The sequence below is a fragment of the Paenibacillus sp. BAC0078 genome (genome assembly GCF_054483875.1).
Genome location: NZ_JBTLRW010000009.1, coordinates 124,500 through 146,549, shown reverse-complemented (window position 1 = coordinate 146,549; position 22,050 = coordinate 124,500). Strand labels below are relative to the sequence as shown.

The window sequence follows — 22,050 nt, the reverse complement described above, 5'->3', positions numbered from 1 at the left end:
CGCCTCATGCTCTTACCCTGTAGCCGATCCCCCGGACCGTCTCAATGATCTCCGGCGCGGCCGGATCAAGCTCCAGCTTCTCGCGCAGGTAACGGATATGCACCATGAGCGTCTTATCACCCTCTATATAACTTTCTCCCCAGACGGCCTCGTAAATCTGCTCCTTCGTCAAAATCTGGCCGAGGTGGCGCAGCAAATAGGAGAAAATCTGAAACTGCTTGCCGGTCAGCAAAATTTCCTTGCCGGTAGCCGCCTCTATAATCCGGTTGTCTCCTTCGTATACCATGAGGTGCTTCAGCGCCAGCGGCACAGTCGCGGCTGCTCCCGTCCGTCTTAGCAATACCTCAATCCGCGCAGCCAGCTCATCGGGGTGAAACGGCTTCGTTAAATAATCATCGGCGAACTCCAGGCCCTGAAGCTTATCATCAATCGAGGTCCGGGCGGAGAGCATCAAAATGGGCAGATTCGGGTAGGCCCGCTTCAGCCGCTGCCCGACGGTGAAGCCATCCAGACCCGGCAGCATCACATCGAGAATCGCAAGCTGGCAGCCTGCCGCAGCTTCCACCGCACCCTCTCCGCTCTCCAGCCAGCGGACGGCATATTCCCGCTCACGCAGATCCGCAGAGACAGCGCTGCCAATCTCCCGGTCGTCTTCAACATACAGCAATGTAACGCTCATCAGCCTCAATCCTTTCTGTGCAAAAGTATAGCATGATTTCCCATAAGCCAGCACCAGCCATTGCCGAACAGTAAGCAGGGCTGTATCATCCTGATTTCGTTAAAAAAAGCCATCTCAAACCCTAAGGTTCAAGATGGCCCTGTTCCGCCTTCAATGCTTATTTTCCGGAGAGTGCCGCCGAGCGCTGCCAAACCCCGTTTTCCTTGTTTTTGCCCAGATACTCTATCCGTGCCGGCATAAGCTCAAGAATCACATAATCGGGATCATCCGGCCCTTTGAACCACTTTTCCAGCTCTTTATTCCATACTTTAGAACGCAGGCCTTCATCCTTGGTAACGGCAGCAGTGGCTTCAATCTCCAGCACATCCTTACCGCCGCCTTGCTCATATCCTAGCAACAGAAATGCATGCGGGTTATCCTTCAGTTCCTCTACCTTATGCGTCTTGCGGCTCGTTGCCAAGTAGATCTGAAGCCCCTCGTGAAAAACCGCCATATAGCGCACCTTAGGTTTGTTGCCGGCTTCTATCGTTCCGAAGGAACCGAACTTGTTGTCATCCAGCGCTTTGATGATTGCCTGCTCCAGTTCTCTGTTGTCCATTGACGAAAAAGCTCCTTTCTAATACCAGTTTGATTTTTCGCTAAAATTTGCGTCAGGTTAGTGTACCCTTTCCGAGGGTATTAAATTCCGGTCCCTGCCATTTGGAGGTCCGTCACTGGACAATTCCGAAGGAGACAGTCTATAATACACCGTAAGAACACAGCAATGCCCATAACTTCATAGTACCAGGGGTGCTGGAATTGGCCGGCTGAGATTGTATCCCTCAAAGATACTGACCCTTATACCTGATCTGGATAATGCCAGCGTAGGAATCGTCACCTGCTTACAGCCGCTCGCGGCCTATAGCGAACCCACCTTACGTTACATTGGCGTCCCGGTCTCCGGGGCGCCTTTTTGGTATGAACATCATCAGAAATTGGAAGACTGAGGCTAGCTGGAAGGAGAGAAGAGAAGAAATGGGAGTCAAAAAAGCACTAATGCTCTGCATCAGCTGCATGCTGGTCATCGTCATGGCCGGCTGCGGCAGCAACAACGGTAATGCCGGCGGCAACGCCGCTGCGACCTCCGGGGGCAGCACCGCTTCCCCAGAAGCAACGGCTACAGGCACGGAAGCCCCCAAAGAGCTGACCAAAATCAAGGTCGCGCTCGACTGGACGCCGAATACGAACCATACCGGCCTCTATGCGGCTAAAGAGCTGGGATATTACAAGGAAGAAGGCCTCGATGTAGAAATCGTGCAGCCGGGATCGGCGGGAGCCGACACGATGGTGACGTCGGGCGAAGCCGCTTTTGGCATCAGCGCCCAGGAGGCGCTCACGCTGGCCCGTCTGCAGGGTGTGCCGCTTGTATCTATCGCCGCAATCATTCAGCATAATACCTCAGGCTTTGCCGCGCCGAAGGACCGCAATATCAAAACTCCGAAGGATTTCGAGGGCAAAACCTACGGCGGCTGGGGCTCACCTGCTGAGGAAGCGGCAATGAAGGCGATTATGGACCCCGAAGGCGGGGATGTCAAAAAGGTGAAGCTGGTCAATATCGGCGAAGCCGACTTCTTCACTGCCGTGAAGCGGGACATTGATTTCGCCTGGATTTTCTACGCATGGACCGGCATTGAAGCCGAGCTGCGCGGGGAACCGCTGGATATGCTGTATTTGAAGGATTATGCGCCGCAGTTGGATTACTACACCCCGGTACTTACCACAAGCGAGAAGGAAATTGCCGAGCACCCCGAAGTGGTGAAGGCTTTCCTTGCGGCTACGTCGAAAGGATATCAATACGCGATTGACAAGCCGGAAGAGGCTGCCGCTATTTTGTCCAAAGCCGTGCCTGATCTTGATCCCAAGCTGGTTCTGGCCAGCCAGAAATGGCTCAGCCCGAAATACAAGGACGATGCCGCCCGTTGGGGCGAGCAGAAAACCGAAATCTGGAAGAATTATGCCGACTGGATGTACGGCCTGAAGCTGCTGGATAAGCCGCTGGATGCCGCTTCGGCGTTTACGAATGATTTTTTACCGGAAGGCAAGTAGACTATATACCCTAATTCCAAAATCGAAAGGATCTGATCCGCATGGCCAACACACTGCTCAGCATTCAAGTCATCCCCAAAACTCTGAACAACGAGGACTCCATCCCTTATGTGGACAAAGCCATAGAAGTTATTCAGCGATCCGGCGTCAAACACCAGGTGAATCCGCTTGAGACAACAATGGAAGGTGAACTGGAAGAGCTGCTTGATGTGGTCCGCCAAATGCACCACGCACTCATTGAATCCGGCAGCCCCAGCGTCATCTCACAGATCAAGATCGCCCATAATCCCAGCGGAATCAGCATGGACAAGCTGACGGAAAAATACCGGCCGTGAGAGCCTATTGGAAGCAGATCTGGCCGCCCCTTGTGGCGGTCATCTTGTTTTTGGGTGCTTGGCAATTGGCGGTTTCGGTGCTGCATGTTCCTTCCTGGATGCTGCCGAGTCCCGGCGACATCGCCCGCGAATCCCGGGGCAACGCCTCCGGTATCTGGGCACATACGGCTGCTACGCTCCGGCTGACCCTGATCGGATTTCCGATTGGTACAGGCGTAGGTCTGATTATAGCTCTGCTGCTGCATCTGGTGCCTTGGCTGAAGCGGGCGCTGTATCCTCTGCTGATTCTCAGCCAGAACGTCCCTTCCATTGCGCTTGGACCGCTGCTGATTATCTGGTTCGGCTTCGGACTGCTGCCCAAAATTGTCCTGATTACCCTCGTCTGCTTTTTCCCGGTAGCCGTCGCTGCAATGGGCGGGCTGGCGCAGAGCGACCGGATCATGATGAACTATATGAAAATGGCCGGGGCAAGCAAGTGGCAGATTTTTGCCAAGCTTGAGTTTCCCGGTTCCTTGCCTTCCTTGTTCTCCGGCCTAAAAATCTCCGCGACTTACGCGGTAATGGGCGCGGTGGTCGCCGAATGGATCGGCGCTGACAAAGGGATCGGCTATTACATGCTGCTGCAGAAGGCCTCCTACCGGACAGACCGGATGTTCGTTGCCATCGCTATTATTGTGCTGCTGAGTCTGGTGCTGTTCGCCATGATCGCGCTGCTGGAGAAATGGCTGGTGCGCTGGAAGCCGCGGAAGACCTTATAATTTAACTAATTACTGAATGAGTTGCTAAATGACTGAACAAACGCCGCTAGTTGTGATAGCAGTTTAAGAGCTGAAGGCGTATGAGAAAGAAGGATGATGCGGATGCCTCATATCACAGATTCTGACCGGACGGGTTCGGGAAAAGGCACAGGGCTTGAAGCCCCGACTCTCGGGGATCAAGCGGCTGAAGCTGGGGATCAGACTCCAGGAGCACGCATTGCGGGAGGGATGGCTGCAGGCGCTCAGATCACTGGCAGTCACGCTGGGGAAGGGCTGGCTGCAGGCGCTCAGACTACTGGCAGTTACGCGGTGGAAGACCTGGCTGCGGGTCTCAGAACTGCCGGGAAGCCCACAGGGGAAGACCAAAGTGCGCCGCCAGCACTCGAAGTTAGCGGGGTCTCCGAAACCTTCTCCCACCGCCGCCGTGAGACGCGTGTGCTGGATAATGTATCCTTGACGGTTGCGCCGCAGGAATTTGTCTCCATTGTCGGGCCTTCCGGCTGCGGCAAAAGCACACTGTTCCATATTATCGGCGGCCTGGAGCTGCCCGATGCCGGAACAGTTAGCATGAACGGCAGGCCGGTAACCGGTCAGCGCGGCGAGATCAGCTATATGCCGCAGCAGCCCGCGCTCTTCCCGTGGCGGACGATTGAGGACAACGTCCTGCTCGCAGGCGAGCTAAAAGGCGCGCCGCGAGCCGAGGCGCGGGAGGCCGCCCGCCACTGGCTGGCCAAGGTCGGCCTAAGCGGGTTCGAGCGGGCTTACCCGCATATGCTGTCAGGCGGCATGCAGCAGCGGGTCGCCTTCCTGCGGGCGCTGCTCGCACCGCAGGAGCTGATGCTGCTGGATGAGCCGTTCAGCGCGCTGGATGCGCTGACGCGCAGCGAAATGCAGCGCTGGCTGCTGGAGCTGTGGGAAGAGAACCGCCGTTCCGTGCTGTTCATTACCCACAGCATCGAGGAGGCGCTGCTCCTCTCCAGCCGCATCTACGTCTTCTCCGGACGTCCAGGCTCCGTCCTGCACACCGTCGATGTCCCTTTCCCGCGTCCGCGCCGCGAGGACATTACCGACTCGCCCGAGTTCCTGCAGCTCAAGCGCCAGCTGTCGCAGTGGATGCGCGAGGAGCAGGCGAAGGCTGCCAAGTAATCTTACAGGGTCAGCTTGCGGCTGACCCTGTAAGAAGCGCAGCCAGCTACAATAATAGCCCGTCTACCCAATGAATTAGGGTGACGGGCTTATTTTGCATGCTCCGTAGGAGCTTAGTGGGAAATAATCCGCTTCATGCTGCGGATAACAGGCATTTTGAGCAAGTAGTGGGAATTAGTCCATCTATTTCGACCTTCCAGCCCAATCTAAGGCTCAATAGACTGAATTAAGTGGATGAATTCCCACTAAAGCCCAAAAACTCTCGAATTCCATCATATTAGGTGGAGAAATTCCCGCAAACTCCGCCGTACTCAGCTATCTCCTAACTCCTATCCTTTTACGCCTCCAGACGTCTACACTTCCACACTTCTATCCTTTCCGTCTTTCCTTCCCCCCCTCTTTTCGCCCTTCCTTCTCCTGTTGCCAACTCAACTGATTGTGCAATTCCACTTGTTCCTCCCCCTGCCACTCCCCCTAAATCCAGCCTTTCTCCTCCGCCAGCCGCACGGCTTCGATGCGGCTCTTCACTTCCAGCTTGTTCAGGATTTCCGATATGTAATTGCGGACGGTGCCATAGGAGAGATGCAGAGTGCCGGCGATCTCCCCCGCACTCTGGCCTGCGCCGGCCAGCTTCAGAATCTCCTGCTCCCGGGCAGATAGCGGATTCTCTTCGCGCAAGCTGCCAAAAACCAGCTCAGGCGACACCTCCCGGTGGCCGTCCATGACCCGGCGGATCGCATCCGCCAGCTTGTCTACCGGCTCGTCCTTCAACAGATAGCCCTGAATCCCCGCCTGGACTCCGCGTTCGAAATAACCCGGGCGGGCAAAGGTGGTCAGGATAATGATTTTGGTGGCGTAGCCTTTGGCCTTCAGGATCTCCGCCACCTCCAGCCCGCTTTTATACGGCATCTCTATGTCCATCAGGCATACATCCGGCTTCAGCCGTTCAATAACAGCAAGTGCCTCCGCTCCGTCTCCGGCTTCCCCGGCAACCTCTATATCATCCTCCAGTTCCAGCAGCGAAGCCATAGCTCCGCGCAGCAGCCGCTGATCCTCGGCGATCACGATGCGTATCATAGAGCCTCACCCTCCTTTCTTTCCTTTACTACCCGGGGAATCATTACGTTCAGAACCGTTCCCCGCTCTTCCCCTGAGTCCAGCGTTAGAGAGCCGTCGATCAACGACAGCCGCTCGGCCATGCCCTTCATCCCGTTGCCTTCACTTCGTCCGTGGTTTTCCTTGTCACGGTGATGCAGACCGACTCCGTTATCCCTGATGCACAGCCGCACCTCGCCCTCCGTCATGACAATTCCGATGAAGCATCTGTCAGCTTCGCTGTGCTTCACAATATTCGTCACGGCCTCTTTGATGCAGAGGCTCAGAATATTTTGCGTCAGGTCGGATACTCCCTCCAGCGTAGCATCACCCTCGACCTCCAGCGCAATCTCCGCCGTTCGCAGCATCTCCCTGGCCTCGGCCAGCTCCTCCGCCACGGTCACGGCGCGCATTTCCGACACCAGCTCCCGCATCTGGCGCAGCGCAGCGCGCGATGTCCGCTGGATCTCCCTGGCTTCAGCCTGTGCGCGCCCGGCATCCTTGGCTGCAAGCCTTTCAACCAGCTGGCTCTTGAGCGTAATCAACGACAGCGTATGCCCCAGCGTATCGTGCAGATCCCGGGCAATCCGCATCCGCTCATCGCGTTTGACCAGCTCCTTAATGACCTCATTGGCCTGATCCAGCTCCTTTTCCAGCATTTTATTGCGGTTCAAAGAGCGCATGCCAAACGGAAAGACCAGCATAAATAACAGGAAAGGGAGCAAGAACCCCAGATCGGTAAACCCCATACGATGAATTCCCGGGAGCAGCGGGATGAACACCATAGCTACGAAAGCGGCGTACACCTTTTTAAAATGCTTTTTCTCGGTATAGCTGACGAAATTGGAAGTGTAGAAGCCGAGATAGACATCAAAGGGACTATAAAATAAACTCAGAACTATAATAATCAGCATCTGCACAGCCAGCCACACAAAGAAAGCTTTCCCGCTCACCCAGTACAACTGGCGGTACGTCACGGCGAACAAGGCCAGCAGGGCTGCACCGAGCAGCAGCTTGATCCCTTTTTCCCCTTGCAGATTGAGAATCGGCATCACTAAATAGATCAGCCACACATAAGGAAAGAAGCCAAGTCTTTGCGGAAACAACCGAAACTGCCTGCGTGCCATACTTTATTACACCGCTCTCTGTTTTTTTCGGATATAGACCGATAGTATCACAAACACCGCCAAATATCCGAGCAAAATCAAGACGCTGCTCCACTGCGGGTAGCCCCCGCTCACAATCTCCCAGGCTCCGTCCCCGTAGTTGTAGGAAGGCAGCCAGCGGCCGATCCGCTGCATCAATTTCGGCAAAATCTCCAGCGGCATCCACATGCCTCCGGCAACCGCCAGCCCCATATAAAGTATATTGCTGACACCGCTCGCCGTATCGACCCGTTTCATGAAGCCGACCAGCGTACCGAGGGCCAGAAAAGGCAGAGATCCCGCCAGAATCCACAGTCCGCTAAGCGTCCATTGTCCGAACGTCAGCGACACCCCGTTTATCAAGTAGCCTGCAACAAAAATGCAAATTACCGAAAAGAGATGCATGATGCTCTGTCCGAACATTTTCCCCGCAAAATATACTGACGAAGGTAGAGGAGTGATACGGATGAACGTGTTCCAGCCCTGGGTTCTCTCCTGGACCAGCCGGATGCCGAGGGTCATAATGGCGGAGCCCATCACACTGAAAGTAGCCATGGACATGAGATAATGCGCCTGCCAATTCGAAGGATTATCCGCCCCCGTATTCACTACTTTTGTGAAAATGAAATAGAACATGATCGGCATCAATAGAGACCATAATACATAATAAGGGTTGCGAATAACCCTCAGCATTTCCGCTTTGCACTGCATGGCAATAAGTCTCATCGGGTCAGCGCCTCCTCTGGGTTCACGGTTAACTGCTCGAAGGCCTCATCCAGGCTTCCGTGGTCAATACGGACATCCTTCACGGCAAGTCCAAGTTCACCTGTAAAAATAGCCCGAAGCGCCTCGTCTGTACTGTCTGTCGTCACATGAATGCGTCCGTCCCTGGCATAGCAGCTCTCGACAGGAGCCAGCTTCAGCAGCTTTCCGTGCAGCACCGCAGCATCTCCTACTGGCAAAAAGGACAACGACTGCTTAACCATCCTCGCCTTGATTTCACCCGGACTGCCATCCGCCACCAGCCTCCCTTGGCTGAACAGTAGAACCCGGTCGGCAATATCTTCAGCCTCCTGCAGGTAATGGGTTGTGAACAGGACGGTTTTGCCCTGTTGCGCCAGCCCGCGTACCGTATCCCAGAAGCGTCTCCGGGCAATCGTATCCAGACCCACCGTCGGCTCATCCAGGAATAACAGCTGCGGATTTCCCGCCAGCGCCAGTGCAAACGCAAGACTGCGCTTCTGGCCGCCGGAGAGCTTCTCCGCATACCGGTTCAGATCCGCCGGAGCAAGCCCCGTTATATTCAGCAGATCATCCATATGCATTTGCTGCGGGTAATAGCTGCGGATCAGCGCGATGATCTCCCGGACCTTAAGCCGGTCCATTACACTTACCTCCTGCAGCATGGCCCCGATACGCTCCCGGACCTTGGCGTCCTGGGGCGGAAGCCCAAATACCTTCACTGTTCCTTCAGAGGGTTCAAGCAGCCCCAGCAGCATTGACAGCATGGTTGTTTTGCCTGCCCCGTTCGGCCCCAAAATCGCTGTTATAGAACCTTCTCCGAGGGTGAAGCTAATGCCGTCGACCGCCTTTTTATGATGAAAGCTTTTACTGACCCCATTCATTTCTACCACATGGTTCATGTCTGATTCCCCCTGGCTCCGTGTGTCTTTGCTATACCTTTATGGTATAGGAGAAGGGGGAATGACATCAGTATGGACTGTCATTTTTTTCGGGTGACAACTGTCACCCGTTCATTCATTTTTGCATGAACCCTTTTTGCAGCAAAAATTCCTTCATATGCAACCGGTCCGGCTTGGCAAGCCGTCCCGCCATCATCTCCGACCAAGGCGTATCCTTCTGCCCGCCGGTCCGCTCGCGCATGTAGTCCCGCGTGACCTCATCATAGACTTTTACTTGTTCCACAGTAGTCTCTGCCTGATAACTGTTATGATGCAGCACAGCCTCTAGTGGCAAACGCGGACGCAAACCGGACGCCCCGGCGGGATAGCCAAGGCACATGCCAAATACCGGATAGACCAGCTCCGGCAATCCTAACAGTTCGGACACTTCGGCAATATGATTGCGGATGCCGCCGATATAGACGATGCCAAGACCGAGCGATTCCGCTGCAACCGCCGCATTCTGCGCGGCAAGCGCCACATCGACGGTAGCTACGATCAGGTTCTCGGTGGTGTCCTCGTAAGATTTCGCGCCTTGCAGGTGCGGACCGCTGATCTCGCGCAAACGGTACAGGTCGGCACACCAGACCAGAAATACCGGGCACTGCACAATATAGGCCTGATTGCCGGACAGTGCAGACAGCTGTGCCTTGAGCGCCGGATCAGTAACGGCAATAACTGTATAGGCCTGGACAGTGCTTGAGGTGGAGGCCATCTGCCCCGCTTCTATAATGGCGGCAAGCTGCCCGTCACTTACTGGCTTGTCCAGATACTGGCGGACGGAGACATGCCGGTTCAATAGCTCTAGTGTTTCGTTAGTTGGTTTCATGATTTTCGCCTCTCTTTTTTTAGTTTATGTTCGTTACTTTCTCCATTTTACCATCCGCTCCCACGCTTCACTTCCTCGACAATAGCCTGGACGCCTTCGTCGATCTGATCCAGCCGGGCACGAGAAATGCTGATCCGCAGAAACTTCTCCCGGTTCAGATAACCGGACATATAGAACCCCTTGCCTGATACGACGCTGATCTTTCTCTCCGCAAGCCGCTTGACCACACGCTCCAGATTCACGGTCTCCGGCAGCTTATACTGCATGTAGATACCGGAGCTGTCCTTAGACACTTCAATCAGGCCTTCCGTATTGTGCCGCCCGAGTGCTTCATACATGGCGCGGATTCTCTCGGCGTACAGTTCTTTAATCTTGTGCTTGTGATGCTCGTACATGCCATTCTTGATATACACCTCAAGGGCTGCTTGGGACAATAACGAATTGTCCGTGTATCCGTTATACGCGCGGAATGTCTCAAACAGATGCTCCGGCACCACAGCCGCACCCAGCCTGAGACCGGGAAAAATGATTTTGGAAAAGCTTTTCAAATAAATAACATGTGAAGTCTGGTCATACGCATAAATAGGATCAAAGCGCCGCTCGGAACCGAGATCTGCCATATAATCATCCTCAACAACATACACATCGTATTTGCCGGCCAGCCGGGCAATGGCTTTTCGCTCATCGGCACTCAAGGTGGTTCCGAGCGGATTATGATACCTGGGCATGGTATACAAGAATTTGATCCCGCCGCCCCTGAACCTCATCTCCAGCTCCCGCAGATCAATGCCGGCCGTGGAACGAACAATCCCGCTCACCGGCACTCCCTCCATCTCCAAGTACCGCAGATACAGATCATATCCGGGCTGTTCGACGAGAATCTCCGTCCCGCCATTCGGAAACGGCATCTTAGCCAGAACCTCCAGCGCCTTCGAGATGCCCGAAGTGATAATGATCTGCTCCACCTTGGCAAAAACCTGATATTCGGCCAGATGGGACACCAGCGCGTGGCGCAGCGAACCCAGTCCCAGCGCATCTCCATAGGTAAACAGGTGGTACTTGTGTTTATCAATCGCTTTGTTGAGGCAATGCTGGAAATCCAAATACGGGAACACGTTCAGATCGGGCGAGGCCGAGGCAAAATCAATCGTCTCACTGCCCCCGTCAGGCCCGGCATCCCCTGATCTTTCGACCACGTAATACCCGCTCTGCGGAATGGAATATATCACATGCTGACGCTCCAGCTCCCCGTATGCCCGCAAAATGGTGCTGACGCTGCACCCGTAGAGTTCTGCGGCGCTGCGCACGGAAGGAAGCTTTTGCCCCGGGCTGTACTGCCCCTCCCTGATCTGGCTTTCCATGTTGGCCAAGACCGAATGATACTTTTTCATGACGCTCCTCCTGAATGACCTTCATACACGAACTGTAAGCTTATGTTATCACTATTCTGCATCATTCATTATATAGGAATGGGCCAACTGTATCGGTACAGTAGCAGAAAAACAGTATTGTTCATGTCCGTATTTCCCTTTAATTTTAAATAACAGGCAAGACGTTTACACGATCTGTCATGTTCACGAAAGGGAGATGCACTATGCAGCAAAAAGGACTCAAGCTGGCCTATACATTTGCCGTGCTTAATGCGGTCATTATCGGATTCTCATTCTTATTTACCAAAGTAGCGCTCGGTCATGCCGGGCCGCTCGATACGTTAACTTACCGCTTCGTCGCCTCGTTTGTGGCGATGTCGATTCCCGTCGCTTTCGGCTGGGTCAAAATATCCTACCGCGGCAAGCCGATTGGCAAAGCGCTGCTCCTTGCAACCATGTATCCGCTCGGCTTCTTCACGCTCCAGGTCTTCGGACTCCAGCACGCTACCTCTGCCGAGGGAGGGATTCTTTATTCTTTTACCCCGGTGGTAACGATGATTATCGCCTCTATATTCTTGAAGGAAACTACGACTCTCCTGCAGAAGCTGTGTATCTTCCTGTCCGTATTCGGCGTTGTGTTCATCTTCATCATGAAAGGCAGCAGCATTAACCTGTCCAATATGACAGGGATCATCCTGTTGTTCCTGACCTGTGTGGCCTTTGCCGGATACAGTGTGCTGGCCCGTTCGCTCTCCAAGCATTTCAGCCCCGCTGAGCTCAGCTATTTGCTGATGGGGATTGGCTTAGTCACCTTCCTGATCATTTCGCTCACCGGACATGCTACCAGCGGAACACTCGAATACTTCTTCAAACCGCTCAGCAGCGGCACCTTTATTTTGTCTACCCTATACTTGGGTGTAGCTGCGTCGCTCATCACCACTTTAACGTCAACCTATATTTTGTCCAAAATAGAAGCTTCCCTCACGAGTGTGTTCACCAATCTTTCGACCATTGTCTCCATTGCGGCCGGAGCGATTTTTCTCGGGGAAAAGATTACAGTGTACCACTGGATCGGGTCGTTCCTGATTATAGCAGGCGTTATTGGCACGAACCGTCTGGGGCGTAAGAAGGCCGCAGCCCTGTCCAATGCCAAGATTCCGGTGTCCAAGGCGGGTAACTTATGAATTAGCCCGGAGTGTGATGAGCGGTGGGGCTTCAACAACGGCATTTCTGCCGTTGTTGCGGGGCAAATCGACCTCCGGCACTTCAACAACGGCATTTCTGCCGTTGTTTCGGGGCGAACCGGCCTCGGAGGCTTCAACAACGGTATTTCTGCCGTTGTTTCGGGGCGAACCGGCCTCCGGCGCTTCAACAACGGCATTTTTGCCGTTGTTGCGGGGCAAACCGGCCTTGGAGGCTTCAACAACGGCATTTCTGCCGTTGTTGCGGGGCAAACCGGCCTTGGAGGCTTCAACAACGGCATTTCTGCCGTTGTTTCGGGGCGAACCGGCCTCGGTGGCTCATACAACAGCCACCGAAAGAAACCTGCTTCCCTTCACCAAAGAAAGGCCGCCGATGCTTAACGACTCGGCGGCCTTCTTGGCGTTCAGCCACAGGATGGAGCGCTACTTCTGGAGCGCTCCTCCTGTGGCCGAATAATATTTTTACAGCTTCACCCGCTGCAATCGCAGCGCGTTCAGGACAACCGACACGGAGCTGAACGCCATCGCTGCACCGGCAAGCCACGGCGCCAGGAAGCCCAGTGCCGCAATCGGGATGCCGATGGTATTGTAAGCAAGCGCCCAGAACATGTTCTGCTTGATATTGACCATTGTTCTGCGGCTCATCATGATCGCATCCGGGATGCTCATCAAGTCGCCGCGCATGAGCGTAATATCCGCCGCTTCCATCGCTACATCGGTACCGGTGCCAATCGCCATGCCGGTATCAGCCGTTGCCAGTGCGGGCGCGTCGTTGATGCCGTCGCCGACCATAGCCACCTTGACTCCGCCGCTCTGCAGCCTGCGGATTTCGGCAGCCTTGCCTTCCGGAAGCACCTCAGCGAGCACCGTACGGATGCCGGCCTGCTCGGCAATCGCCTGGGCCGTAATCTTGTTGTCACCGGTAATCATAACCACTTCAATGCCCATATTGTGCAGTCTTGCCACCGCTGCGCGCGAGGTTTCCTTAATCGTATCGGCCACCGCCACAATCCCGGCGATAACACCGTCTACGGACACCAGCATCGCAGTTTTTCCCTCTTGCTCCAGCTTTGTCATGAGCGGAGCCCACTGCCCCGGCTCCGTGCCGCTTTCCTCCATCATCCGCCGGGTGCCCACACTTACGGCCACGCCGTCAACAACGGCGGAAATCCCGCGTCCCGGCACAGCCTGGAACTGTTCGGCCGCAGGCAGCACCAGGCTTCTGGCCTCGGCACCGGCCACAATGGCATCCGCAAGCGGATGCTCCGAGAGCTTCTCCGCGGCTGCGGTGATAGCCAGCAAACGGTTCTCCGCGCTTTCTTTGCCTTGCGCGGCGATTCCGGTGGTGGTGACAATATCCGTCAGCACCGGCTTGCCGCTTGTAACGGTACCAGTCTTATCCAGTACCACCACCTTGATTCCCTGAGCGGCTTCCAGATGCTCACCGCCCTTGAACAAAATGCCGAACTCGGCGGCACGGCCTGATCCGGCCATAATGGATGTCGGTGTAGCCAAGCCCAGTGCACAAGGGCAGGCAATGACCAGTACGGCAATGGCCTTCTCCAGTGCATCAGAGAACTGGCCGGGTGCTGCCCAGAAGTACCATACAACAAAGGTTAACACCGCAATCCCGACGACAATCGGCACAAAGATGCCGGAAATCACGTCAGCGATCCGTTGAATCGGCGCTTTCGAGCCCTGCGCTTCTTCAACGACTCTTATAATCTGGGCAAGCGCAGTATCGCGGCCTACCTTACGGGCCTTGATCCGCAGCATGCCGTTCTTGTTCAGCGTCGCCCCGATAACGGAGTCTCCCGGCTTCTTCTCCACCGGAATGCTCTCGCCGGTCAGCATGGATTCATCCACCGAGGACAGTCCCTCAATAACCTCGCCGTCTACAGGCACTTTTGTTCCCGGCTTCACCAGCACGATATCTCCCGGAATCACTTCCTCAACCGGAATGCTGAGTTCAGCACCGTCACGTACGACCAGCGCAGTCTTGGCCTGAAGGCCCATCAGGCTGCGGATAGCATCAGAGGAACGGCCTTTAGCCAGAGCCTCGAACCATTTGCCGACCAGTATCAAGGTAATCAGAATCGCACTGGTCTCGTAATACATATCTACGGTATGGTTCATCCCCATCCGCAAAGAATCAATCGTCAGGTACAGACTGTAGAAATAAGCCGCTGATGTGCCCAGCGCCACCAGCACATCCATATTGGCGCTGCCGTTCTTCAGTGCCTTATAGGCACTGACATAGAATTTCCAGCCGATAATGAACTGCACCGGGGTTGCCAGCACAAGCTGGAACCAGGGATTCATGAACAGCTCCGGCGTCCAGATCCAGTCAGTGAAGGAGAAATGGCCCGCCATTGCCCAGAGCAGGGGGAACGAGAGAATCGCGGACGCGATCCATTTATTCCGCTTGCGCACAATCTCTTGCCCGCGCTGGTCCCCCTGTTCCTTACGGTCCTGCTTCAACGTTGCCTTGTAGCCAATGCTGCTTACCTTATCCATGATCTCGGTTACGCTAACGTTGCCCGGGGCGTATTCCACATGCGCCGTCTCCAGCGCCAGGTTGACATTAACTGCCGCAATGCCCGGCATGCGCCCCAGCACCTTCTCGATCCGCGCCGAGCAGGCCGCACAGGTCATGCCGGATATATCAAAATCAGCCGATTCCTTGAGCGTATCATAACCAAGCGAGCGGATCTTCTCCTCAATTTGCGCTACTCCCGCCACTGCAGGATCAAAGCCGACCGTCGCCTGCTCCAGAGCCAGGTTAACGTTGGCCCGCGATACCCCATCCATCCGGGACAGCCCCTTCTCGATCCGCGACGCACATGCAGAGCAGGTCATGCCCGTAATCTGCAGCGTGGCCTGCTGCAAGGCTGGTTCTGCTGTCTTTTCCACGTTATTTGCACCTCCCATACCCCCAAGGGGTATAATCTTTAGTAAAAGAAAAGGCATTGGCGCCTCTGGAATCCACAGGATTCCCCGCTCCAAGCCTTAATATGCCGCAGTCCCAGCTTAGACTACGTCGTAGCCCTGATCCTCAATTGCTTCTTTAATCGCGTTCAAGCTTACTTTGCTCTCGTCATACTCAACCGCCACTGTCTTCGCTGACAGATCTACCTTCGCAGCAGCACCTACACCGCTCACTGCTTTCTCCACAGCACTTACACAGTGGCCGCAAGACATTCCTTCGACATTCAATGTTACGTTAGACATTCGAATAACCTCCTAAATTTTTAATGGTATAGACTCCCTATATAAATTAAACTTATGATTTTGACAGATTCAGGTCTGGCCGTGACTGCAGGGAATGTTTGGACTTCCGGCCGCTGTTGTCTGCAGATTTCTTGATTTATACCGCTGTTCGCGGTTGAAATCCGCAGACAAAGGCGGACGCTAACGCTCCTCCAGTTCCAAACTTCCCTTCCGCCACTTTCCCCTTTTGTTAGTTTTCAAGTTCAATTTATATAGATTCGATTTGGTAAAACTGGCTTCGGAAGCATACGCCTAGCCTTATAAGCATTCCCAACCTTATTTCATCAGCTTGTTGACTGTGACCAGCAGCTCGTCGATAACCTCATGCTCTCCGGCTTCGATCCGCTCAATAATGCAGCTCTTCATGTGCCCTTCAAGCAGCAGCTTGCCGACACCGTTCAACGCCGCCTGGACCGCCGCGAGCTGGTTGAGCACATCATCGCAGTAGGTATCGCGTTCGATCATGCCTTTGATGCCGCGAATCTGCCCTTCGATCCGGTTGAGCCGGGTAGTCAGTCCGCCCTTGAATTCCGCTGAATGATGACTTTTGCGTACGCCGGGAGCGGAAGAATGACAAGCTTCGCCGCAGGAATGCTCTGCATGCTCCTTCTCATTAATAGACACAGGAATCAGCCTCCTTGATCTCAATATAATATACCCCCCATGGGTATGTCAAGCCTTTTTCCAATTCAGCTTTCTCTGCTGAGGAAGCTCTTAATTTGTCATGAATTAGCAGGAATTCTCCTCCATAAAGCGAATTTATAGCCTTTAGTCCCCTTTTACATAATAACTTCCTGAAAGGAGGGGCAACGGTGCTCAATTGGATGGCCCGCAGCTTGCAACGAAACAGGAGCCATTTGTACTCCTTTATCATATGCCTGATTGGCCTGGGCTTGTTTGTTTTTTATGATGCAAAACCCCTGTTACACTTCCCATTCTCCGCTTGGGGCTGGATAACCGCTATGTCGGGAGCGGCAGTGATTCTGACGATCTTCACCTTCCAGCTTCCTCCGCAGGGCAACGGACTGTCACTGGACTCCGCTGTCTATTTGGCCTGTATTTTTATATTTGGCCTGCCGTTTACGCTTACAGTCCTGCTGCTGTGTTCCCTCATCCTTCTGTTTGTTGAATGGAGAGCGACAGCCTGGTGGAAGCAAGTCACTAACTTTTCCATGTATTGTATTATGATCATTTCCGCCTCGTATATCTTTACAGCGCTTGGTGGAGTGCAGGGACCGCTTCTAAGCAGCCATTTATCTTCTTATGTGGGCGCAATGGCGGTCTATTTTATCCTGAATACACTGCTCATTGGCTTCTACTATTACCTTGTTTACCATCAAAATCTGTACGACACGCTAAAGGGCATGCTGACCGACACCATTCTGGCCTACTTGTGCACCCTGGTGTTATCCCTGGTACTGACGATTCTGCTCTACCACAACCGGCTGCTCGGGCTCGGAATGTTTCTCTGCCTCAGCATTATGATCTCCTATTCCTTCAAAAGATTGTTCAGCATGTACCGCGATATCGAGGAACGGGCGAACCGGGACCAGCGTACGGGCTTGTTCAATCACAGCTATTTCGAGGCCAGGCTGGAGGAGGCGATGCGCAATTCAAGGGCCTGCGGTACCGCGCTCTCTCTGGCTATGATTGATATTGATGATTTCAAAAAATACAATGATCATTTCGGCCATCTCAAGGGGGACGGATTGATCGTTTTTTTGGCGGAGCTGCTGAAGAAGGCCACGGAAGGCACAGATATCATTGTTTCCCGTTATGGCGGGGAAGAATTCACGCTGCTGATGCCGGGCTATGACCCTGCTGCATCCAAGCAATTTGTCGAGCGCCTGCGCAAAACACTTAACAATTCCCCTTTTGAAGGCACGGAAATTTTCCCTCAGGGCTGTCTGGCGTTCTCTGCGGGCATTGCGGGGTATCAGCCGGATGTCCATTTCAAGTCAGAGCTTGTCGATCATGCCGATCAGGCGCTGTACTATGCCAAAAAACAGGGCAAAAACCTGGTCCATATCTACGGCAATCAATCGCTTCTGGAGCAGGACATTGATTTCAGCCAGGATGTGCGCGATATTGAACAGCAGCTTAACCTGTTTATGTACAAGGATCTGGAGACCTTCAAGCATTCCAAACGCGTCTTCCGCTACGCCCTGGATATCAGCGAGCTGCTGAAGCTGGACACGCTCTCCAAACGGCAGTTCACACTGGGCGCGCTGATCCATGATATCGGCAAGCTGGAGATTCCCTGGGGTATTCTGAACAAAAAAGACAAGCTTGCCCCGGAGGAATGGGAAATGGTCAAATGGCATGTCACCTGGGGCAAGGAAATGGCGCTGACCAACGACAAGTTCAAGGATCTGGCCCCTTACATCGAGCTGCATCATGAGCGTTATGACGGCAAAGGATACCCCTACGGCTTCAAGGGGGAAGAGATTCCCAGGCTGTGCCGGATGCTGACCATTATCGATTCCTTCGACGCCATGACGACTGAGAGGCCGTACCAGCGCACCAAATCCTTCGAAGAGGCCATTATTGAGCTCCGCTCCTGCGCCGGAAGCCAGTTCGACCCCGGGCTGACTGAGCTGTTCATCCAGTATATTGAGGCCAGAGAGGTCTGCAAAAGCGAAGCCGCCGCAGAAAACAATGCATCGTCCTGAACATCTGCCGTTCTTGTTGCAAGAGCGGCAGATGTTTTTTGTGTTCTTCCGGATTTTGGAGCACGGGCGGAGGAAATTTTTTCAGAAATTTTACAAAGATGACCTTGACCCCCTATTCAAATTTGAATATAATGAGGCTCACGAAACTTTTCACAGGAGGAGTCTGGGAGCATGCATAGTAAAGAAAGCAATCTAAAGCTCGTAGTTGTCGGCCTGCTGCTCGGTATACTCATGTCCGCTATGGACAATACCATTGTAGCCGCGGCTATGGGCACCATCGTGTCCGACCTTGGCGGACTCGATAAAATCGTCTGGGTGACCTCGGCCTACATGGTCATGGTCATGGCGGGAACGCCAATCTTCGGCAAGCTGTCCGATATGTACGGACGGAAACGGTTTTTCATCTTTGGCCTGATCGTATTCTTAGCCGGCTCCGCCCTCTGCGGAACCTCGACCACTATTACCCAGCTCGCCATTTACCGGGCGATTCAAGGGATTGGCGGCGGCGCGCTTATGCCAATTGCCTTCACCATTGTGTTCGATATTTATCCGCCGGAAAAAAGAGGCAAGCTGACCGGACTGTTCGGCGCGGTCTTCGGCATTTCCAGCGTGCTGGGCCCTCTGCTCGGCGCTTATATTACGGATTATGCCGGCTGGCAATGGGTGTTCTATATCAACCTGCCGATTGGCGTGGTCGCTTTTATCCTCATCATGATGTTCTACAAGGAATCCGTTACCCATTCCAAGCAGCGTATTGACTGGGGCGGCGCTTTTACCCTCGTGGGAGCGATAATCTGCCTGATGTTCGCACTGGAGCTGGGAGGCAACCAATATGCTTGGGATTCGGCGACGATTCTCGGCTTGTTCGGCGGCTTTGCCGTATTGCTAGTGGCCTTTCTCTTGATTGAACGGGTTGCACCGGAGGCGGTCATCTCCTTCGACATGTTCCGCAAAAGACTGTTTGCCACAAGCAGTCTGCTCGCTTTCTTCTATGGCTCGGCCTTTATCGTAGCAACGGTGTATATCCCGATCTATGTACAGGGGGTATACGGCGGCTCGGCCACCAACTCGGGGCTGATCCTGATGCCGATGATGATCGGCTCGGTTATCGGCAGCCAGACCGGGGGACTGCTGACCACCAAAACCAGCTTCCGCAATATCATGCTCTTGTCCGCGGTCTTTTTTGTAGCAGGCGTGTTCGCATTAAGCACATTATCTCCAGATACCTCCCGGCTGATGCTTAATGTCTTTATGGCGCTGACCGGGTTTGGCGTAGGCTTCTCTTTCTCGGTGCTTAGCATGTCTTCGATTCATAATTTCGAGATGCGCCAGCGCGGCTCGGCCACTTCGACCAGCACCTTCATGCGCTCACTCGGCATGACGCTGGGCATTACCATCTTCGGGATTATTCAGCGCAACAGCTTCACGAATCAGCTCAGCGATGCCTTCGGAAGCAATGCGGACACCTCGGCGTTCGGAAATCCGCGCGCAGCCCTTACCCCGGAAGCCAGGGCGCAGATTCCGGCTCCGGTGCTGGAAAAGATCACAAACGCCTTGTCCGGCTCTGTTGCCCATACCTTTTTGTGGGCGCTTGTTCCGGCCGTGCTGGCTTTTGTTTTTGTCCTGCTGATGCCGGGTGACCGCTTGACGGTTCACCGCAAAGCGCCTCAACAGGCTGGCACGCAGGAGTAATCCGGCCATGTCGATGAAGCTGTTAATTCTCGGCCTGCTGTTGGAACGGGACATGCATCCCTATGAGATCAGCCTTGTCATGAAGGAACGGATGATGGACCAGATCATGAAGCTGCAGACAGGCTCGCTCTATTATGCGGTGGATAAGCTTGCTCTGGACGGTCATATTGAGGCGGTCGAGGTCATCCGGAGCAGCGACCGCCCGGACAAAACCATCTACCGCATTACGGATAAAGGCAAGGCGCTGTTCGAGCAGCTAATCATGCAGCAGATTAAAAAAACTGATCTTATCTATCAGCCGCTCTACACAGCGCTTTCGTTCTCCCGCCATATTGATCAGAGCAAGGTAGAGAGGCTGCTGGAGGAGCGGATACGTGAAACCGAGCATCAGGTGAACTACGCTTATCAGGTGTACGAGGAGCATATTTCCATCGTCCCCCGCTCTGCGCTGCATCTGATGTACGGCAGATACGAGCATACTCTTACGGAGCTGAAGTGGCTGAAACGGCTCTACGAGGATGTAGCCGCACGGAAGCTGAATGATGTCGGCACTCCGCTTGATCTGTAGCGGACACGTGGAAGTGGCTGCACTTTCTTGAATGGGGTTCCTGGGCATTCGCTTACGACAGGATAAGTGGAAAAAGGCAACCTAATTTGTGAATGATACTGATTTTTTTGTTGATTAGATGGAAAATATTCACTTAATGCCCTTCGTTTCCATCCATTCAGTGATTTTAAAAGAAAATAAATGGAGTTTTTCCACTAACCATCCTCGGAGAGGCCACTCCAGCAGAATGAAGTGGAGGAATTCCATTTCATTCACACAAGTTCAGGTGAGAGTAAGTCCATGTTCTTCCGGCGACAAAAAAACACCATACCGGATGCGAAAGTTGTACAATATTCTCTGAGCCGTAATTACTCTGTCATGGAGGGATATTAGTGCTGAAAACGCTGCCGCTGAACAAAAGAGGAATTCCCGCCAGCCGGATTGCCCTGGGATGCATGGGCCTTGGGGGAGGCTGGGACCACGAACCGATTACTGCCGAAAATGTGAAGCAGGGACACAAGGCGGTGGAAGCCGCGCTTGAGATCGGGATTAACTTTTTTGACCACGCCGATATTTATACCCGCGGGAAGGCGGAGAAGGTGTTCGGACAAATTTTCAAAGACCGTCCGGGCCTGCGCGAAGAAGTCATTCTTCAATCCAAATGCGGAATCCGGCTGATGGAGCCGGGCGACCTCTCCAATGTATTTGATTTCTCCAAGGAGCATATCCTGAGCAGCGTCGACGGAACCCTCTCGCGGCTAGGTACAGAGTACATTGATATTCTTCTGCTCCACCGCCCCGATCCGCTCATGGACCCCGAGGAAGTAGCCGAAGCGCTACACCAGCTCAAGTCCGCTGGCAAGGTGCGCCATTTCGGGGTCTCCAATATGAGTGCGGCCCAGATCAAGCTGCTGCAGGCTTACTGCGATGAACCGTTCATCGTCAATCAATTGCACATGAGCCTGGCCAAAATCAGTTGGCTCGATGCTGTAATCAGCGTCAACCGCGAGCCTTGGAAGGACATCACCTTTCCGGAGGGCACCATTGAGCACTGCCGCACAGAGAATATCCAGCTTCAGGCCTGGGGCCCGCTGGCCCAGGGAATATTCAGCGGACGCTCCCTAGAAGGGCAGCCGGACAATATCGTGAACACAGCAGCCATGGTCAAAACGCTGGCCGAGGAGAAAAACACCACCCCTGAGGCGATTGTGCTCGCCTGGCTAATGACTCACCCGGCTGCGATCCAGCCGGTTATCGGTACGGTCAACCCGCAGCGGATCGCCGCCTGCCGGGATGCGGACAAGCTGGAGCTGTCCCGCAAGGAATGGTACGACCTATACGTCAGCTCGCGCGGCGGGAAGCTGCCTTGAGCTAGCCTTTTGTGGAGGCCGCCCCATTTGCGTATGGGGCGGCCTCGTTTGTGTCGGCAACGGCATTTCTGCCGTTGCTGGCCGGCCTGTGGCCACTTACGGCGGAAATAACGGCGTTTCTGCCGTTATCCACCCGTCCACGGCTGTTCACGCCCCATTTAACGGCATTTCTG

The 22,050-nt window shown here is 54.1% G+C and carries 21 protein-coding genes and 1 riboswitch; of the genes, 10 read left to right on the top strand and 11 right to left on the bottom strand.

The annotated features are described in order from the left end of the window. Nucleotides 1-4: 4 nt before the first annotated feature. Nucleotides 5-679 carry a response regulator transcription factor gene (locus tag ACX1DY_RS18150; RefSeq protein ID WP_458965600.1) on the bottom strand — a complete coding sequence of 225 codons (675 nt, stop codon included), beginning with the start codon at nucleotides 677-679 and terminating at the stop codon, nucleotides 5-7. Between the two features lie 157 nt (nucleotides 680-836). Beyond that, a complete protein-coding gene (locus tag ACX1DY_RS18145) occupies nucleotides 837-1,277 on the bottom strand; it encodes a pyridoxamine 5'-phosphate oxidase family protein (protein ID WP_458965599.1) in 441 nt (146 codons plus the stop codon). Nucleotides 1,278-1,454: 177 nt separating this feature from the next. After that, nucleotides 1,455-1,567, top strand: a riboswitch (TPP riboswitch). Nucleotides 1,568-1,693: 126 nt separating this feature from the next. Here ACX1DY_RS18145 and ACX1DY_RS18140 point away from each other — a divergent pair. The 4 genes from ACX1DY_RS18140 (at nucleotide 1,694) to ACX1DY_RS18125 (ending at nucleotide 5,003) form a co-directional block, all read left to right on the top strand. Beyond that, on the top strand, nucleotides 1,694-2,764 hold the full coding sequence (locus tag ACX1DY_RS18140; RefSeq protein WP_458965598.1) for an ABC transporter substrate-binding protein: 1,071 nt from the start codon (nucleotides 1,694-1,696) through the stop codon (nucleotides 2,762-2,764). A 41-nt stretch (nucleotides 2,765-2,805) separates the two neighbouring features. Continuing rightward, nucleotides 2,806-3,099, top strand: coding sequence for a thiamine-binding protein (locus ACX1DY_RS18135; protein WP_458965597.1), 294 nt, complete (start codon nucleotides 2,806-2,808; stop codon nucleotides 3,097-3,099). Continuing rightward, complete coding sequence (locus tag ACX1DY_RS18130; RefSeq protein WP_458965596.1) at nucleotides 3,096-3,857, top strand: ABC transporter permease; 762 nt, start codon at nucleotides 3,096-3,098, stop codon at nucleotides 3,855-3,857. Before ACX1DY_RS18135 ends, ACX1DY_RS18130 begins: the two co-directional genes overlap by 4 nt. Before the next feature lie 102 nt (nucleotides 3,858-3,959). Next, entirely contained in the window at nucleotides 3,960-5,003 is a 1,044-nt protein-coding gene (locus ACX1DY_RS18125; RefSeq protein ID WP_458965595.1) for an ABC transporter ATP-binding protein, read from the top strand. A 474-nt stretch (nucleotides 5,004-5,477) separates the two neighbouring features. Here ACX1DY_RS18125 and ACX1DY_RS18120 read toward each other — a convergent pair whose 3' ends face one another. The 6 genes from ACX1DY_RS18120 to ACX1DY_RS18095 form a co-directional block, all read right to left on the bottom strand. Then, a complete protein-coding gene (locus ACX1DY_RS18120) occupies nucleotides 5,478-6,080 on the bottom strand; it encodes a response regulator (RefSeq protein ID WP_458965594.1) in 603 nt (200 codons plus the stop codon). Continuing rightward, entirely contained in the window at nucleotides 6,077-7,225 is a 1,149-nt protein-coding gene (locus tag ACX1DY_RS18115) for a sensor histidine kinase (RefSeq protein ID WP_458965593.1), read from the bottom strand. The genes ACX1DY_RS18120 and ACX1DY_RS18115 overlap by 4 nt, the downstream gene beginning before the upstream one ends. Before the next feature lie 6 nt (nucleotides 7,226-7,231). Then, on the bottom strand, nucleotides 7,232-7,969 hold the full coding sequence (locus ACX1DY_RS18110; protein WP_458965592.1) for an ABC transporter permease: 738 nt from the start codon (nucleotides 7,967-7,969) through the stop codon (nucleotides 7,232-7,234). Beyond that, a complete protein-coding gene (locus ACX1DY_RS18105) occupies nucleotides 7,966-8,886 on the bottom strand; it encodes an ABC transporter ATP-binding protein (protein WP_458965591.1) in 921 nt (306 codons plus the stop codon). Before ACX1DY_RS18105 ends, ACX1DY_RS18110 begins: the two co-directional genes overlap by 4 nt. A 115-nt stretch (nucleotides 8,887-9,001) precedes the next feature. Then, entirely contained in the window at nucleotides 9,002-9,754 is a 753-nt protein-coding gene (gene nfsA, locus ACX1DY_RS18100; RefSeq protein WP_458965590.1) for an oxygen-insensitive NADPH nitroreductase, read from the bottom strand. A gap of 47 nt (nucleotides 9,755-9,801) precedes the next feature. Next, nucleotides 9,802-11,145, bottom strand: coding sequence for an aminotransferase-like domain-containing protein (locus ACX1DY_RS18095; RefSeq protein WP_458965589.1), 1,344 nt, complete (start codon nucleotides 11,143-11,145; stop codon nucleotides 9,802-9,804). A 203-nt stretch (nucleotides 11,146-11,348) separates the two neighbouring features. On the opposite strand from ACX1DY_RS18095, the gene ACX1DY_RS18090 reads away from it, so the two are divergent. Both ACX1DY_RS18090 and ACX1DY_RS18085 read left to right on the top strand, forming a co-directional pair. Continuing rightward, nucleotides 11,349-12,308 carry a DMT family transporter gene (locus ACX1DY_RS18090; protein ID WP_458965588.1) on the top strand — a complete coding sequence of 320 codons (960 nt, stop codon included), beginning with the start codon at nucleotides 11,349-11,351 and terminating at the stop codon, nucleotides 12,306-12,308. Then, nucleotides 12,271-12,783, top strand: a complete 513-nt coding sequence (locus tag ACX1DY_RS18085; RefSeq protein WP_458965587.1) for a hypothetical protein — start codon at nucleotides 12,271-12,273, stop codon at nucleotides 12,781-12,783. Before ACX1DY_RS18090 ends, ACX1DY_RS18085 begins: the two co-directional genes overlap by 38 nt. A gap of 5 nt (nucleotides 12,784-12,788) precedes the next feature. Here the strand turns inward: ACX1DY_RS18085 and ACX1DY_RS18080 are convergent, their stop codons facing one another. The 3 genes from ACX1DY_RS18080 to ACX1DY_RS18070 form a co-directional block, all read right to left on the bottom strand. Then, nucleotides 12,789-15,257 carry a heavy metal translocating P-type ATPase gene (locus ACX1DY_RS18080; RefSeq protein WP_458965586.1) on the bottom strand — a complete coding sequence of 823 codons (2,469 nt, stop codon included), beginning with the start codon at nucleotides 15,255-15,257 and terminating at the stop codon, nucleotides 12,789-12,791. Between the two features lie 99 nt (nucleotides 15,258-15,356). Beyond that, the gene (gene copZ, locus ACX1DY_RS18075) at nucleotides 15,357-15,557 is read right to left on the bottom strand and encodes a copper chaperone CopZ (protein WP_458965585.1); all 201 of its coding nucleotides are present in this window, start codon (nucleotides 15,555-15,557) and stop codon (nucleotides 15,357-15,359) included. A 315-nt stretch (nucleotides 15,558-15,872) separates the two neighbouring features. Then, the gene (locus ACX1DY_RS18070) at nucleotides 15,873-16,220 is read right to left on the bottom strand and encodes a metal-sensitive transcriptional regulator (RefSeq protein ID WP_458965584.1); all 348 of its coding nucleotides are present in this window, start codon (nucleotides 16,218-16,220) and stop codon (nucleotides 15,873-15,875) included. 200 nt (nucleotides 16,221-16,420) lie between these two features. Here ACX1DY_RS18070 and ACX1DY_RS18065 point away from each other — a divergent pair, with 200 nt between their 5' ends. From ACX1DY_RS18065 to ACX1DY_RS18050, 4 genes are all read left to right on the top strand, one after another. Beyond that, nucleotides 16,421-18,268, top strand: a complete 1,848-nt coding sequence (locus ACX1DY_RS18065) for a bifunctional diguanylate cyclase/phosphohydrolase (RefSeq protein ID WP_458965707.1) — start codon at nucleotides 16,421-16,423, stop codon at nucleotides 18,266-18,268. A 171-nt stretch (nucleotides 18,269-18,439) separates the two neighbouring features. Further along, complete coding sequence (locus ACX1DY_RS18060; RefSeq protein ID WP_458965583.1) at nucleotides 18,440-19,960, top strand: MDR family MFS transporter; 1,521 nt, start codon at nucleotides 18,440-18,442, stop codon at nucleotides 19,958-19,960. A 7-nt stretch (nucleotides 19,961-19,967) separates the two neighbouring features. Beyond that, on the top strand, nucleotides 19,968-20,528 hold the full coding sequence (locus ACX1DY_RS18055) for a PadR family transcriptional regulator (RefSeq protein ID WP_458965582.1): 561 nt from the start codon (nucleotides 19,968-19,970) through the stop codon (nucleotides 20,526-20,528). Nucleotides 20,529-20,899: 371 nt separating this feature from the next. Next, nucleotides 20,900-21,877, top strand: coding sequence for an aldo/keto reductase (locus ACX1DY_RS18050; RefSeq protein WP_458965581.1), 978 nt, complete (start codon nucleotides 20,900-20,902; stop codon nucleotides 21,875-21,877). The last annotated feature ends 173 nt before the right edge of the window (nucleotides 21,878-22,050 follow it).